Annotated in this window: 15 protein-coding genes; 7 read left to right on the top strand and 8 right to left on the bottom strand. The window is 67.9% G+C overall.

The window, feature by feature from the left end:
* The first annotated feature begins 90 nt into the window (after nt 1-90).
* Together K6L26_RS15495 and K6L26_RS15490 are read left to right on the top strand one after the other, a co-directional pair.
* Nucleotides 91-2,460, top strand: a complete 2,370-nt coding sequence (locus K6L26_RS15495; protein ID WP_036389711.1) for a phosphoketolase family protein — start codon at nt 91-93, stop codon at nt 2,458-2,460.
* A gap of 38 nt (nt 2,461-2,498) precedes the next feature.
* Nucleotides 2,499-3,263, top strand: coding sequence for a CPBP family intramembrane glutamic endopeptidase (locus K6L26_RS15490; RefSeq protein ID WP_019347760.1), 765 nt, complete (start codon nt 2,499-2,501; stop codon nt 3,261-3,263).
* A gap of 13 nt (nt 3,264-3,276) precedes the next feature.
* Here the strand turns inward: K6L26_RS15490 and K6L26_RS15485 are convergent, their stop codons facing one another.
* Nucleotides 3,277-3,855: a CGNR zinc finger domain-containing protein gene (locus K6L26_RS15485; RefSeq protein ID WP_221850675.1), complete on the bottom strand. Its 579-nt coding sequence runs from the start codon at nt 3,853-3,855 to the stop codon at nt 3,277-3,279.
* Nucleotides 3,856-3,973: 118 nt separating this feature from the next.
* On the opposite strand from K6L26_RS15485, the gene K6L26_RS15480 reads away from it, so the two are divergent.
* Nucleotides 3,974-4,447, top strand: coding sequence for a hypothetical protein (locus K6L26_RS15480; RefSeq protein ID WP_036387164.1), 474 nt, complete (start codon nt 3,974-3,976; stop codon nt 4,445-4,447).
* Here the strand turns inward: K6L26_RS15480 and K6L26_RS15475 are convergent, their stop codons facing one another.
* A complete protein-coding gene (locus K6L26_RS15475) occupies nt 4,448-5,449 on the bottom strand; it encodes a zinc-binding alcohol dehydrogenase family protein (RefSeq protein WP_221853399.1) in 1,002 nt (333 codons plus the stop codon). It lies immediately after the preceding gene.
* A gap of 28 nt (nt 5,450-5,477) precedes the next feature.
* Entirely contained in the window at nt 5,478-5,780 is a 303-nt protein-coding gene (locus K6L26_RS15470; RefSeq protein ID WP_036387163.1) for a GlsB/YeaQ/YmgE family stress response membrane protein, read from the bottom strand.
* A gap of 453 nt (nt 5,781-6,233) precedes the next feature.
* Here K6L26_RS15470 and K6L26_RS15465 point away from each other — a divergent pair, with 453 nt between their 5' ends.
* Nucleotides 6,234-6,491: a CDGP domain-containing protein gene (locus K6L26_RS15465; protein ID WP_036387160.1), complete on the top strand. Its 258-nt coding sequence runs from the start codon at nt 6,234-6,236 to the stop codon at nt 6,489-6,491.
* 33 nt (nt 6,492-6,524) lie between these two features.
* Here K6L26_RS15465 and K6L26_RS15460 read toward each other — a convergent pair whose 3' ends face one another.
* From K6L26_RS15460 to K6L26_RS15450, 3 genes are all read right to left on the bottom strand, one after another.
* Nucleotides 6,525-7,556 (bottom strand): APA family fibronectin-binding glycoprotein, encoded by a 1,032-nt coding sequence (locus tag K6L26_RS15460; RefSeq protein WP_221850673.1) that lies wholly within the window; start codon nt 7,554-7,556, stop codon nt 6,525-6,527.
* Nucleotides 7,557-7,795: 239 nt separating this feature from the next.
* Entirely contained in the window at nt 7,796-8,896 is a 1,101-nt protein-coding gene (locus tag K6L26_RS15455) for a sulfate/molybdate ABC transporter ATP-binding protein (RefSeq protein WP_245008599.1), read from the bottom strand.
* The gene (locus tag K6L26_RS15450; RefSeq protein WP_221850671.1) at nt 8,893-9,687 is read right to left on the bottom strand and encodes an ABC transporter permease; all 795 of its coding nucleotides are present in this window, start codon (nt 9,685-9,687) and stop codon (nt 8,893-8,895) included. The genes K6L26_RS15455 and K6L26_RS15450 overlap by 4 nt, the downstream gene beginning before the upstream one ends.
* Before the next feature lie 177 nt (nt 9,688-9,864).
* Between K6L26_RS15450 and K6L26_RS15445 the strand changes: the two genes are divergently transcribed.
* The 3 genes from K6L26_RS15445 (at nt 9,865) to K6L26_RS15435 (ending at nt 12,956) form a co-directional block, all read left to right on the top strand.
* Nucleotides 9,865-10,539 carry an SDR family oxidoreductase gene (locus K6L26_RS15445; RefSeq protein ID WP_019345370.1) on the top strand — a complete coding sequence of 225 codons (675 nt, stop codon included), beginning with the start codon at nt 9,865-9,867 and terminating at the stop codon, nt 10,537-10,539.
* 18 nt (nt 10,540-10,557) lie between these two features.
* The gene (locus tag K6L26_RS15440) at nt 10,558-11,484 is read left to right on the top strand and encodes an LLM class F420-dependent oxidoreductase (RefSeq protein WP_019345369.1); all 927 of its coding nucleotides are present in this window, start codon (nt 10,558-10,560) and stop codon (nt 11,482-11,484) included.
* Nucleotides 11,485-11,582: 98 nt separating this feature from the next.
* Nucleotides 11,583-12,956: an NAD(P)/FAD-dependent oxidoreductase gene (locus K6L26_RS15435; RefSeq protein WP_036387153.1), complete on the top strand. Its 1,374-nt coding sequence runs from the start codon at nt 11,583-11,585 to the stop codon at nt 12,954-12,956.
* On the opposite strand, the gene K6L26_RS15430 is transcribed toward K6L26_RS15435, so the two are convergent.
* Both K6L26_RS15430 and ureG read right to left on the bottom strand, forming a co-directional pair.
* The gene (locus tag K6L26_RS15430) at nt 12,953-13,600 is read right to left on the bottom strand and encodes an urease accessory protein UreD (RefSeq protein WP_221850670.1); all 648 of its coding nucleotides are present in this window, start codon (nt 13,598-13,600) and stop codon (nt 12,953-12,955) included. The genes K6L26_RS15435 and K6L26_RS15430 overlap by 4 nt on opposite strands.
* A complete protein-coding gene (gene ureG, locus K6L26_RS15425) occupies nt 13,600-14,286 on the bottom strand; it encodes an urease accessory protein UreG (RefSeq protein ID WP_019347370.1) in 687 nt (228 codons plus the stop codon). Before ureG ends, K6L26_RS15430 begins: the two co-directional genes overlap by 1 nt.
* Nucleotides 14,287-14,289 lie beyond the last annotated feature (3 nt).

Genomic DNA, 14,289 nt, shown 5'->3' with positions numbered 1-14,289 from the left:
CGACGAATGCACCGGGCGTTGGTTGATCGGTAGGAATTCGGGTACACCGATCCCGGGCGCCATTCACCGAGACCGGCCACTATGGAGAACATGAGCGACGCGACTCTCTCACCAGCACTGACCGATACCGAACTCGAGCAGCTCAACGCGTACTGGCGGGCGGCCAACTATCTGTCCGTCGGCCAGATCTATCTGCTGGACAACCCGTTGCTCACCGAACCGTTGGCGGCCGAGCACGTCAAACCGCGCCTGCTCGGTCACTGGGGCACCACCCCGGGACTGAACCTGCTCTACGCTCACCTCAACCGCATCATCCGCGAACGCGACGCCAACGTCATCTACATCACGGGCCCGGGCCACGGCGGACCGGGCCTGGTGGCCAACGCCTACCTCGAAGGCACCTACAGCGAGGTCTACACCGGTATCGGCCAGGACACCGACGGTCTGCGGAAACTGTTCCGCCAGTTCTCCTTTCCCGGTGGCATCCCGAGTCACGTGGCGGCCGAGACGCCGGGCTCGATCCATGAAGGGGGCGAACTCGGTTACGCGTTGGTGCACGCCTACGGCGCCGCCTTCGACAACCCAGACCTGGTGGTGGCCTGCGTCGTCGGCGACGGCGAGGCCGAAACCGGCCCGCTGGCCGCCAGCTGGCATTCGAACAAATTCCTCAACCCGGTCGTCGACGGCGCGGTGCTGCCGATCCTGCACCTCAACGGCTACAAGATCGCCAATCCCACGGTGCTGTCCCGGATTCCGCAAGAAGAGCTCGAATCACTGTTCTACGGCTATGGCTATCGCCCCATCACCGTGCACGGTGACGACCCGGCCACCGTGCACCAGCAGCTGGCCACCGCCATGGACGAGGCGTTCGACCAGATCGCGGCGATCCAACGCGCGGCCCGCCTCGACGGCGAGCCGGGCCGGCCGCTGTGGCCGATGATCATCCTGCGCACCCCGAAGGGCTGGACCGGCCCACACGAAGTGGACGGGAAACAGGTCGAGGACACCTGGCGGTCTCACCAGGTGCCGCTGTCGGAGACTCGGACCAACCCGTCACACATGGCCCAACTCGAAGCCTGGCTGCGCAGCTACCGGCCCGAGGAACTGTTCGACGCCACCGGGGCGCTGCGACCGGACCTGCGTGCGCTGGCCCCTACCGGCACCCGGCGGATGAGCGCCAACCCGCACGCCAATGGCGGGTTGCTGCTGCGTGATCTCGACCTGCCCGACTTCACCGACTACGCGGTCAACGTCGACAAACCGGCTGCCTCGACGGCCGAGGCCACCCGGGTGCTCGGCACCTTCCTGCGCGATGTCATCGCCGCCAACCCGGACCGCTTCCGGCTGATGGGGCCGGACGAGACCGCCTCGAACCGGCTGGCCGCGGTGCTGGAGAAAACGGACAAGACCTGGCAGGCCGAAACCCTGCCCGTCGACGAGAACCTGGCCCCCGACGGCCGGGTGATGGAAGTCCTGTCCGAACATCTGTGCCAAGGCTGGCTGGAGGGCTACCTGTTGACCGGGCGGCACGGCTTGTTCAACTGCTACGAGGCCTTCGTCCACATCGTCGACTCCATGCTCAACCAACACGCCAAATGGTTGTTCAGCAGCTCTCACCTGACCTGGCGCCGGCCGATCGCGTCACTCAACTATCTGCTGACCTCCCATGTGTGGCGCCAGGACCACAACGGCGCGTCGCACCAAGATCCCGGCTTCATCGACCACGTCGCCAACAAGCGGCCCGAAGTGGTGCGCGTCTATCTGCCGCCGGATGCCAACACCCTGCTGTCGGTCGCCGACCACTGTCTGCGCAGCCGTCAGTACGTCAATGTCATCGTGGCGGGCAAGCAACCCGCCCTGACCTATCTCACGATGGACGAGGCCGTCGCGCACTGCACCCGCGGGTTGGGTATCTGGGAATGGGCCAGCAATACGACGGGCGAACCCGATGTGGTGCTGGCCTGCGCGGGCGACATCCCGACACTGGAGACCGTGGCGGCCGCCGACATCCTGCGCCGCCGGCTGCCCGAGGTGAAGGTCAGGGTGGTCAACGTCGTCGACATCATGCGGCTGCAGCCCGAGTCCGAACATCCCCACGGATTGTCCGAGCGCGAATTCGACTCGATCTTCACCACCGACAAGCCGGTCATCTTCGCCTATCACGGCTACCCGTGGCTGATTCACCGGCTGGCCTACCGGCACACCAACCACGCCCAGCTGCACGTGCGCGGATTCAAGGAGCGGGGCACGACGACGACGCCGTTCGACATGGTGATGCTCAACGACCTCGACCGGTTCCATCTGGTGATGGACGTGATCGACCGGGTCGAGGGGCTGGCGGCCAGCGCCGCCGGACTGCGACAGGAGATGGTCGACGCACGATTGGCAGCCCGGCGCTACACCCGGGAACATGGCGAGGACGACCCCGCCATCGCCAATTGGACCTGGGATCCGGTGTGACCTGGGTAATTGCGCCACGCCGGTACGATTGGCGAGTCATGTCTGATCAGAGCGCCGTGGCCGCGCATTCCCATCCGCTGGTGGCCCAGCTCTCGGCACTGCATCACTTCCGGATTTACGCCGATATCGGCATCGTCGTCGTGATCCTGACGCTGACCAACCTGATCGCACACTTCACCACCCCGTGGGCCAGCATCGCCACCGTTCCCGCGGCCGCGGTCGGCCTGCTGATCCTGGTGCGGGCCCGTGGCCTGGGCTGGGCCGAGCTGGGGCTGGGCCGCGAGCATTGGCGCTCCGGCGTCGGATATGCGCTGGCGGCGGTGGCGCTGGTGGTCTCGGTGATCGCGATCGGGACGATGCTGCCCTGGACGCGGCCGATGTTCATGAACGACAACTACGCCACCCTCTCGGGTGCACTGCTCGCGTCGATGGTGATCATCCCGCTGCAGACGGTGATCCCCGAGGAGCTGGCGTTCCGCGGAGTGCTCCACGGAGCCCTCAACCGGGCGTGGGGTTTTCGCGGCGTCGCCGCCGGCGGCTCGCTGCTGTTCGGCCTGTGGCACATCGCCAGTTCGCTCGGATTGACGAGTGAGAACGTCGGCTTCACCCGGCTGTTCGGCGGCGGAGTCTTCGGCATGATCGCCGGTGTGGTGCTGGCCGTGGTCGCCACCGGTATCGCCGGGTTCATCTTCACCTGGCTGCGCAAGCGCAGCGGCAGCCTGATCGCCCCGATCGCCCTGCACTGGTCACTCAACGGGGTCGGCGCACTGGCCGCCGCCATGGTCTGGCACCTGTCCACCTGACGTCCGGCGCGGCCTAATTCGCGCCGCGGCGCCGCGCCCGGAACTCTCGGTTCTTCAACTTGTTGCCGCACTCGGACATCACGCACCAGGTGCCGCCATGGTTGCGTGAGCGGTCGTAGAACGCCCAGGCACACTCGTCGTTGGCGCACGCCTTGAGCCGTGCCCAGGTGCCGTCCCGCTGCGCGTCACGCATCACCAAGAGCAGCTCCAGCAGGCGTTCGGCCACCCCGTCGCCGACCGCCGACAACCGCACCTGCCCGTCCGGGGCCAGGTCGACCTTTGCGGTGGACGAGTCGGTGAGCGCCTGGAGCACGGCGACCGCATCGGCTTGCGGCGGCGGGCCGCCGGTGTTGTGAATCAGTAGTGCCCGCAGCGCTTCCCGGACCTGCCGGACCAGGTCCAGTTCGGCCGCCGTCGGGCGGGCCCCCTCGGCGAGCAGCCCGTTGGCCAACAGCCACGGCGCGGCGTCATCCACGTCTGCGAGGCGATCCGGCCCGGCAGGCAATTCGATCGTGTTGACCAGTGCCTGGATCCGCGCCAGTGGTCCGGGCGCAGGTTTGGTCTCGGAATCACCGGCCCACGTCGTCGACATCTCTCCAGCGTACCGCCGTGACCACTAAATTGGTTTGACTAGTCATTCATGACCAGCGTACGGTCATAGATAGTCACGATGATCGGGCTGGGCATACGGAAAACTACGAGGTATCGCCATGAACGACAACCGAATTTCCCCGAAACCAACGGCCGCGGTCCGCCCTGAACCCATCCCCTACCGCCCGTCCATCCGAGCCCGCGTGACGGCACGTATCCGATCCCGCCGACTCGACGCGATGCTGGCCGTCGGCGCCCCGACACCCCCTGGCAGTGCGATCGCGGCGCGGGCGGCGAGGCTGACATCGACCTCCGAACGGGAGGCGATCGCCCGGGCGCTGCGCCGCTGCGTGCACGAGGCCGCCAACGACACCATCGTGTGGTCCTCACGAATTCCGTTGCACCGGAAGAATATTGCCGCGTCAGCAGGCACCATCGACACCATCGCCCTGCGGCTGCACGCACCATTGCCGGTGGACGCCCGCGGCATGGCCCGCCTCACCCGGGTGCTCAACGACGGACTAGGACCGATGTATGCGTTCGGCCACGGCGACCTAGACGGCAGACTGCGCGCCGCGCTGGCCGCACTCTGACTACACGCGCAGCACCGCAGCGCCCGCGATACGGCCCGCACTCAGGTCGGCCAGCGCCTCATCGGCCCGGTCCAGTTGGTACACCGGGGTACTGACCGCCATCCGATGCTCACCGGCGAACGCCAGGAAATCCCGCGCATCGGCCCGGGTGTTGGCGGTGACCGACCGAATCTCGCGTTCCTGGAAGAGATGCCGTTGATAGTTGATGGTCGGGATATCGCTGAGGTGGATACCGGCGATGGACAGGATGCCGCCGCGGTCGAGTGCCGCGAGCGCAGGCAGCACGAGTTCTCCCACCGGGGCGAACAGGATCGCGGCATCCAAGGGCTCGGGCGGCATATCCGCACTGCCCTGCACTGACGCTGCCCCGAGCTCCAGGGCCAGCTCACGGGCCCGCGCGCCCCGGGTCATCACATGGACCCGAACTCCCCGAGCCAATGCCACTTGAGCCGTCAGATGCGCGCTACCGCCGAAGCCATAGATGCCCAGCCGCCCGCCCGGCGGCAGATCCGTACGCAACAGCGCCCGGTAGCCGATGATCCCCGCACACAACAGCGGAGCCAGCTCGACGTCGGAGTACCCGTCCGGCAGCCGCAGCGCGAATGCCGCCGGGACGGTGGTGAATTCGGCGTAACCGCCGTCGGCATCCCAGCCGGTGTACCGCGAGGACGGACAGAGATTCTCCCGCCCTCGCAGGCAGTAAGCGCACTTCCCGCAGGTGTACCGCAGCCAGGGCACCCCGACCCGGTCCCCCGGCACGAATCCACCACCGGCATCGGCACCGACGGCGACCACCTCGCCGACGACTTCATGTCCGGGTATCACCCGCGGCCGGTGGACGGCGAGGTCCCCTTCGGCCACGTGCAGGTCGGTGCGGCACACGCCGCAAGCCAGAACCTTGACGAGGAGCCCGTCAGCCCGAGCCTGCGGAACGGGTACGCGGACGCGACTGAGCGGATGCGAACTCACGGGACCCGGGGCGACGACCTGCCAGGCCGTCATGACCCCCGAGCCCATCACCGGCTCCCGATCAGCTGCCCCTGCGCACCAGTCCGACGATCCACAGCAGGATCACCGAACCAAGGATTGCCGTGAAGAGGGTGAACCACCACCCGCCGGACGCGGTGTCGACGAAGAAGCTGAGCAAGAAACCACCGATCAGCGCGCCGACCACACCGATGACGATGTTCATCAGGATTCCGGCGCCACCGCCGTCGACGATCTTGCCTGCGATCCAGCCGGCGATCGCGCCGATGATGATGTAGCCGATCCACCCGACACTCGTCAGCGTGGAGGAACGAGCCAGGATTTCCGTAGCCGCCATTACGTCCATTGCAGGTCTCCTGCCTGTCACTGGCCATGCCCAGCGGGCTCGCTGAGCCTCAACCCAGGTGTACCTCTCGAACGTAACGATTCGGTTGGCGGTTTGGGAACGATCAGCGTTCCTCCTCGGCGTCCCCGGCCCGCCGCCGGTGCGGGACAACGGCCGTCGGGCAAACGAAGATCACATTGTCGCGACGCGTGGGCATGACTACCGTCGGAATTATCTGGCAACTGGCTGCGAACGCACTGTCAGCGCGCCACGGATCCCCCACCTCAGCCCGAGGAGGGGCTGAGGTACTGCATACTCGCTACCGATCACGGTGTCGGATCCCAACACCCCGTCACCCGGCTTCGGTCGGCTTCAGGCCGCGCGGCTACAGCACACACCTCAGGGGCCCCATTGACAACGTGCGTCACAGGCGGCGGTCAGCAAACGTTTGTGACCATCGGCGAAGGAGCGCACATGAAAACATTGGTCGGCTTGACCGCCTGCGTGTTGGCGGCCGGGGGCATCGCACTGGCCGGTGCCGCCCCGGCGAACGCGGGTTGCCAGGGCGGTTGGACCCCGTGGGGCGGCGGCACCACCTGTGACGGACCCATCGGCGCGGACGGCAGCTTCCAGCGGTGTGTCACCGCCGGCGCGATGGGCTTCAGCGGGACGAACTGCTACCAGATGAACGTCGACAATCTCGCCGGCAACGTGCCGTACGTCGGCCCCTGAGGGCCGACGCACCACCCCGCATGGCCGTCCGGGCTAGGCCGGGGGCTGCATCTCCGGCGGAGCGTTGGTGACCGGCACCGGCACTCCGACACCCGGGCGGGCCGGCGGAGCGTTCGGGTCGGCCGGCGGCGGCGCCGCATTGGGGTCCCCGGCTGCCGGTGCCGGCGGCGTCCACGGCCGGATCGAGTTGGCCAGCGCCACGGCAGCGGCCTTGTCCACCGGGTGGCTGGCCGAGCCCAACCACACCACGAACCAGCGTTCCGGTGCGCGCTGCCCACGCGGGGTTCCGGGGGCGGGCGGTGAACCGACCACGCCGGCCCAGATCTGACCGTTGGGCTTGTTGGTATCGGTGAACTTCACCTCGTAGTACGACGCGACGCCGGTGAGCCCGTTGGCATCCAGCGGCACGGTCTCTTGATTCACCCGGGTACCGGGGAACGGCATGAAGAACTCGCCCATATCGGAGGCCAGCCGGACCGCCGCCTTGGCGTTGTCGGCCTCAGCACCGGCGAACAGCTTCAGGTCCAAGCGCCCGAGCAGCACGCTGGTGTCGTTCGGCGGCTCAGGCGTGCCCTCCGGCGGGATCTTGGTCAACAACGCCTGCCCGTAAGACAACTGGGTCGCGTCGGAGACCTTCCAGCCGCCGGGCACGACATAGCTGAACCCACCCGCGGCGTTGTCGACCCGACCCGGCTCCGGTGCGGGAGGAGCCGGCGCGGGGGCCGGAGCGTTCGGGTCCGCGGGAACCGGCGGTGCGGGAACCGGAGCACCGGGCGCACCCGGTGCCGGCGCCGGCGCGTTGGGATCGACCGGCGGCGCCGGTGCGGGCGCCCCGGGAGCGGGGGCAGGCGCCGGAGCGGGCGCCCCGGGTGCGGGAGCGGGAACAGGCGCGGGGGCGCCAGGTACAGCCGGGGCGGGCGCCGGCGCCGGAGGCACCGGCTCGGGATCGGCATACGCCACCGCCGGCAGCGCCACGGCCGCGGCCGTCGCACCAGTCATGGCAACCAGCGCCAGCTTCTTCGACAGACCTCTGCGCCGATGTGACATCGCATCCGACTCGTCCATGGGGAAGAAACTACCGTGTTACGGCCGTGACGCAAGTGTGAGTTGCTCTTAAAGTGCCAGAAAGGGCGATTGCGACAGATGGGATGTTCGCAGTTCGACGCCATCATGCCCGATTGCTGGCACAAGGGTGCGCCGGGCGCCACGCCGGGCCTGGCAACCCAACCGCGACGCCCTTGACGTCGGGACCCTCAACCGGTGATTCGGATGTGCCCACACGTGCGTTACGAAGCGCGGCTCGCTCAACTTTCAGCACCCGCCGGGTATACCGAGACCTCCTGCGCCTTGACCGAGAAATACACCGTGTCCCCCGGTGCCAATCCCAACTCGGCGACCGACTCTGCGGTGATGTCAGCAGCCAGCCCGGGGGCGCCGTCGGGCTGCTCGTCGGCCCGCACCCGGATGCCCGGCCCACGACTGTCGAGTTCGGCGACGGTCACCGCGACGGTGTTGCGCGGGCTGCCGTGCGGTTCGTCGCGGTACACCGCGACCGACGCCGGCGAGAACACCGCGACGACTGGCGCACCCGGCGACACCTCGACCTCCGGCGTGCCGTGCCACTTCCCGCCGCAGGCCGTGTTCACCACGCCACCGCCGGCTGCAGTACCGCCGATCAGGTTGACCCCGGCGAACCGGGCCCCGAAACGACTCTTGGGCGCGGCCAATACATTGGCGGCAGAACCAATTTCGGCAATTCTCCCGCCCTCCATCACGATCACCCGGTCGGCCAGGGTCAGCACGTCGAGCAGGTCATGGGTGATGAGTACCGCGCACCTGCCATCGCGGACCAGCACCCGCCGCAACACCTTGCGCATCGATGCCGCCACGGCCACATCCAGGCCCGCCATGGGTTCGTCGAGCAACAGCACCGCCGGATCGGCGGCCAGCGCCCGGGCCAGCGCGACCCGCTGCGCCTGCCCGCCCGACAACTGCCGTGGCCGCCGGTGGGCCAGGTCAGTGGCGTCGACCTCGGCCAACCACCGGTGAGCGGCCGCGTCGGCGGCGCGCCGCCCCAACCGGCCCCCACTGCGGGCGGCGAAAGCCACGTTGGCCACCGCACTAAGGTGCGGAAACAGCAGGGCGTCCTGCAACAACAACCCGACGCGGCGGGCGTGGGTCGGCACGTGGACACCGGACGCCGTGTCGGTGAGCATCCGATCGCCCACCCGGATGTGCCCGGCATCCAGGCCGACGAGTCCGGCGATGGCATGCAAGGTGGTCGACTTGCCTGCGCCGTTGGGGCCCAGTACCGCCAGCACCTCCCCTGCCGGAACACCGAATTCCACGTCCAGTCCGCGATTTTCGAGGACCGCGCGCACCTGCAGCGTCGTCTCCGAGGTCACGTCCAGCCACCCGCCCGCAGCCGACGGCTACCCAACCCGACGACCACGACAGCCGCGACCGCGACCAACAGCACCGACAGCGCCACGGCGGCGTCGGCGTCGCTCTCGCGCTGCAGGTAGATCTCCAGCGGAAGGGTCCGGGTCACGCCCTGGCGCGATCCGGCGAACGTCAGCGTGGCACCGAACTCGCCGAGGGAGCGCGCGAAGGCCAGTACGGCGCCCGACACCAGACCCGGGCCCAGCAGCGGCAAGGTCACGCGCCACCACACCGTCGCGGGCGAAGCACCCAACGTCGACGCCACCACCTCGTAGTCGGCTCCCGCGGTGCGCGCAGCGCCTTCCAGCGAGATGACCAGAAACGGCAACGACACGAAGGTCTGTGCCAGCACGACCGCCACCGTGGTGAATGCGATCTGCACCCCAGCACCCTCCAGGTACCGGCCGACCAGCCCGAGCCTGCCGAAGGCGTAGAGCAGGGCGATGCCGCCCACCACCGGCGGCAACACCAGCGGCAGCAAGATCAAGGGTCGGACGACCCTGGTCAGGACGCCGTCGGCGCGGGCCAACACCAACGCCAGCGGCACCCCGAACAGCACGCACAACATCGTGCTGGCCAGCGAGGTCTCCAGGCTCAGTTTCAGTGCCGCGGTCGACGACGGGCTGGATATCAGCGACCCGAACCGCGGCCAGTCCACCTTGGCCACCAGCGCCGCCAGCGGCAGCACGACGAAGATCGCGCCCAGCGCGGCGGGCAGATAGATCCAGCGCGGCAGCCGTGGCGGAATCGTCACAATGCGACCTCACAAACCGTGTTCACGCAGGTGAGAGCGCGGGGTCGGATCATCCCCGCCACCTTATGTGAGCCCCTGATTGGCGCGTCGAGTTTCCCGACCTAGCTACTGTCCAGTAACATTGAGCGCTGGTCGCCCCCACCCGGCGCGGCGATCACGGGTACATGGAGGTACATCATGGCGGAGGTGCTGGTCACCGGAGGCGACACTGAACTCGGCCGCGCGATCGCGGCAGGTTTCCTGGACGCCGGCCACAACGTGATCATCGCCGGCGCGCGCCGCGAAGATCTGGAGTTGGCCGCCAAGCAGCTCGACATCTCCGCGATCGTGTTCGACAACACCGATCCCGTCAGCGTCGAGAATGCTCGTGCGCAGTTCCCCCACCACCTCGACACCCTCGTCAACGTCCCCGCGCCGTTGTTCGAGACCAAGGACCCGCGCACCTTCACCCTGGCCGACCATGCCACCGCCTGGCGTAATGCGCTGGACGCGACCGTGATCTCGGCTGTGCTGACCGTGCAGATCGTGGGTGACCAGCTGCGCTCGGGTGGATCGATCATCAACGTCGTGCCCGCGAGCCCGCGGGAGGGCAGCATCGAAGCCGCCGTCAAAGCAGCGCTGGCCGATTGGACCACCGGTCAGGCCGCGTACTTCGGCACCCGCGGAATCACCGTCAACGCCATCGCTCCCGGCCTGTCCGCCGAGCCGAGCTACGACGGCCTGAGCACCACCCCGCCGTCGATCGCCGACGAATTCGCCCGTCTGGCAGTGTTTTTGAGCACGCCGGCAGCGCGCCACATCACCGGGCAGACCATGCACGTCAGCCGCGGTACGCTCGCGACCCTGGGATAGCGCGCTAAGGTCGGAGAAGTGACAATCCGACTCGGACTCCAGATCCCCAACTTCTCCTACGGCACCGGCGTTTCCGAACTCTTCCCCACCGTCATCGCCCAGGCCCAGGAAGCCGAGGCCGCCGGCTTCGACTCCGTCTTCGTGATGGACCACTTCTATCAGCTGCCGGGTCTCGGCACCCCCGACCAGCCGATGCTCGAGGCCTACACCGCGCTGGGCGCGTTGGCGACCGCGACGCAGAAAGTTCAGCTGGGCACCCTGGTCACCGGCAACACCTACCGCAACCCGACCCTGCTGGCCAAGGCCATCACCACACTCGACGTGATCAGTCAGGGCCGCGCGATCCTCGGCATCGGCACCGGCTGGTTCGAACTCGAGCATGAACAGCTCGGCTACGAGTTCGGCACCTTCACCGACCGCTTCAACAAACTGGGCGAGGCGCTGCAGATCATCCTGCCGATGCTCGCCGGCGAGCGACCGACGTTCAGCGGCAAGTACTACCGCACGGTCGAAGCAATGGCCAATCCCCGCTTCCGCGACCACATTCCGCTGATGATCGGTGGCAGCGGCGAGAAGAAGACAATTCCGCTGGCGGCCCGGCACTTCGACCACCTGAACATCATCGCGAACTTCGACGAATTGCCCCGCAAGCTCGACGTGATCCGGCAGGAGTGCGAGCGGATCGACCGGGATCCGGCCACTCTGGAGACCAGCATGCTGGTCGTCGCACTGATCGGCGAGCAGTTCACCGCTGACGCGATCCCGCCCGACTTCCAGAGCCGTGCCGTGTTCGGCAGCGCCGAGCAGATCGCCGAGCAGCTCAAGACCAAGCTCTTCGATACCGGGGTGAACGGGGTGATCCTCAGCCCGGTGACCATCGGCGGTTATGTGCCAGGCGGCATCACGGCCGCCGCCGAGGCATTGAAACCACTGATATCCGGGTAAACATTCGGTTCGGTTGGCCATCTCGCCGCACAGGCTGGAATGGCGCCGACTAACCTAACGGTTATTACGAGTGGCAAACACGTCCGCGAGGAGCAGCAATGAGCCATCCCGGAGCTACGGCATCGGATCGGCATAAAGTAGTCATCATCGGATCGGGTTTCGGCGGTCTGACCGCCGCCAAGACCCTCAAACGTGCCGACGTCGACGTCAAGCTGATCGCCCGCACGACACACCACCTGTTCCAGCCGCTGCTGTATCAGGTGGCCACCGGCATCATCTCGGAGGGCGAGATCGCCCCGGCCACCCGCGTCATCCTGCGCAAGCAGAAGAACGCCCAGGTGCTGCTGGGTGACGTCACCCACATCGACCTCGAAAAGCAGACCGTGGATTCGGTGCTCCTCGGGCACACGTACTCCACGCCGTACGACAGCCTCATCATCGCCGCCGGCGCCGGCCAGTCCTACTTCGGCAACGATCACTTCGCCGAGTTCGCTCCCGGTATGAAGTCGATCGATGACGCGTTGGAACTCCGTGGCCGCATCTTGGGCGCTTTCGAGCAGGCCGAGCGTTCCAGTGACCCGGTGCGCCGGGCCAAGCTGCTGACCTTCACCGTGGTGGGCGCTGGCCCGACCGGTGTCGAAATGGCCGGGCAGATCGCCGAGTTGGCCGATCAGACCCTGCGCGGCAGCTTCCGCCACATCGACCCCACCGAGGCTCGGGTGATCCTGCTCGATGCCGCACCGGCGGTGCTCCCGCCGATGGGCGAGAAGCTCGGCAAGCGGGCCCAGGCACGCCTGGAGAAGATGGGCGTCGAGGTTCAGCTCGGCGCCATGGTGACCGACGTCGATCGCAACGGGCTGACGGTCAAAGACGCCGACGGCACGCTGCGCCGCATCGAATCGGCCTGCAAGGTGTGGTCGGCAGGCGTCTCGGCCAGCCCGCTGGGCAAGGACCTGGCCGAACAGGCCGGAGTCGAACTCGACCGCGCGGGCCGGGTCAAGGTGCAACCCGATCTCACGGTGCCGGGCCACCCGAACGTTTTCGTGGTCGGTGACATGGCTGCCGTCGAGGGCGTTCCCGGTGTTGCCCAGGGCGCGATCCAGGGCGGCCGATATGCGGCCAAGCTGATCAAACGTGAGGTCGCAGGCACCAGCCCGAAGATCCGTTCGCCGTTCGAGTACTGGGACAAGGGCTCGATGGCGACGGTGTCGCGGTTCTCGGCGGTCGCCAAGGTCGGCCCGATCGAATTCTCCGGGTTTTTCGCCTGGTTGTGCTGGCTGGTGCTGCACCTGGTGTACATCGTCGGGTTCAAGAGCCGGCTGGTGACGGTGTTGTCGTGGGGTGTGACGTTCTTGAGCACCAAGCGCGGTCAGCTCACCATCACCGAACAGCAGGCCTACGCCCGCACCCGGATCGAAGAGCTCGAGGAGATCGCGGCTTCCGTACAGGAATCCGAGAGAGCGGCCTCCTAGCCCGCCGACGCTTCGGGCGGCAGCCGGTCTCCTTGCCAGGTGGCCAGGCTGCCGCCGCGGGCCAATGCCAAAACCAACCCGTGCGCCTCGAACGAGCTTGCGGGATAACGCAGTTCGCTGACACAGGCCCGAGGCGCGGCGAGCACGTCATCCCCCACCGCCCCGCGACCGAGTTCGATGCGGTGCCGCAACAACGGCGCCGAGCCGATGTCGGCATGCACCGACGACGACCAGAACCCTTCGCGCTCACCGGATCTGCCAATTTGCACCCGTTCACGAATTCGGACCTGCGCGGACTCGGCGAGCTGTAGTCGCGTGTCGGTGTGATGGGCGGATCCGCCGGCCACCACGGTCGGTTGCGGGTCCAGGTCCAGACTGCCCGCAACCTCGAGCTCCCAACGCGCTGCCGACTCCGCGGTGCGGCCGCCGGGCAGCACCATGGTCGCCGCGACGGTGCGGACCCGCAGCCGGGCACCGGGTTCCACCACCAGCCGCACCGTCAGCGTGTCGCCACCGAGCGGAGTGGCGGCCGTGGAGACCAGATGCACCGTGTCGGGTCCGGTGCATCGTCCGGCGAGACCGCCGCGCGCCTCGATCCGCGGTAGCCGCCCCGGTGAGGCGGCTATCAGCACCCGCGCGTGCATCACGCCGACGGCGCCTGCGCGATCTCCAACTGCTCGCGCACCCAGGCCAACACGGGACCCGCGGTCGGATCCTCGGTCAGCGAGATGAGCTCCGTCGGCCGCTGCCCGCGGGCCTTGGCGGCATCGCGGCGCATCACGTCCAGGTCGGCGCCCACCAGCGGGGCCAGATCAGTCTTGTTGACCACCAACAGGTCCGAATACGTCACGCCCGGCCCACCCTTGCGCGGCACCTTGTCTCCCCCGGCCACGTCGACGACGAAGATCTGCACGTCCACCAGACCCGACGAGAACGTCGCGGTGAGGTTGTCGCCACCGGACTCGACGAGGATCAGGTCCAACGGCGGGTTCGCCTCGATGAGGTCATCGATCGCGTCGAGGTTGGCGGTGATGTCGTCGCGGATCGCCGTGTGCGGGCAGCCACCGGTCTGGACCGCGGCGATCCGCTCGTCGGGCAGCACCGCGTGCCTGCGCAGGAAGTCGGCGTCCTCGGTGGTGTAGATGTCGTTGGTCAACACCGCCAGCGACAACTCATCGCGCAGCTGCCGGCTCAGCGCGGCCACCAGTGCGGTCTTGCCGGACCCGACCGGTCCACCGACGCCGATACGTAGCGGCTCGCCGGGCCGGCGCACCCGCTTGGGCCGGTCGACGTGGGTGTGGGGCTCGCCGTCGAGGAAATGCGGTGGCATGGT

Origin of the sequence: Mycobacterium farcinogenes, assembly GCF_019739075.1 — a bacterium.
GTDB lineage: Bacteria > Actinomycetota > Actinomycetes > Mycobacteriales > Mycobacteriaceae > Mycobacterium > Mycobacterium senegalense.
Note: the sequence above shows the minus strand (reverse complement) of the source record. Positions and strands in the feature narration are given on the sequence as shown.

Coding starts and splice junctions, on each gene's coding strand:
- K6L26_RS15495 (WP_036389711.1), top strand. CDS start 91: ATGAGCGACGCGACTCTCTCACCAGCACTGACCGATACCGAACTCGAG.
- K6L26_RS15490 (WP_019347760.1), top strand. CDS start 2,499: ATGTCTGATCAGAGCGCCGTGGCCGCGCATTCCCATCCGCTGGTGGCC.
- K6L26_RS15485 (WP_221850675.1), bottom strand. CDS start 3,855: ATGTCGACGACGTGGGCCGGTGATTCCGAGACCAAACCTGCGCCCGGA.
- K6L26_RS15480 (WP_036387164.1), top strand. CDS start 3,974: ATGAACGACAACCGAATTTCCCCGAAACCAACGGCCGCGGTCCGCCCT.
- K6L26_RS15475 (WP_221853399.1), bottom strand. CDS start 5,449: ATGACGGCCTGGCAGGTCGTCGCCCCGGGTCCCGTGAGTTCGCATCCG.
- K6L26_RS15470 (WP_036387163.1), bottom strand. CDS start 5,780: ATGGACGTAATGGCGGCTACGGAAATCCTGGCTCGTTCCTCCACGCTG.
- K6L26_RS15465 (WP_036387160.1), top strand. CDS start 6,234: ATGAAAACATTGGTCGGCTTGACCGCCTGCGTGTTGGCGGCCGGGGGC.
- K6L26_RS15460 (WP_221850673.1), bottom strand. CDS start 7,556: ATGGACGAGTCGGATGCGATGTCACATCGGCGCAGAGGTCTGTCGAAG.
- K6L26_RS15445 (WP_019345370.1), top strand. CDS start 9,865: ATGGCGGAGGTGCTGGTCACCGGAGGCGACACTGAACTCGGCCGCGCG.
- K6L26_RS15435 (WP_036387153.1), top strand. CDS start 11,583: ATGAGCCATCCCGGAGCTACGGCATCGGATCGGCATAAAGTAGTCATC.
- K6L26_RS15430 (WP_221850670.1), bottom strand. CDS start 13,600: ATGCACGCGCGGGTGCTGATAGCCGCCTCACCGGGGCGGCTACCGCGG.
- ureG (WP_019347370.1), bottom strand. CDS start 14,286: ATGCCACCGCATTTCCTCGACGGCGAGCCCCACACCCACGTCGACCGG.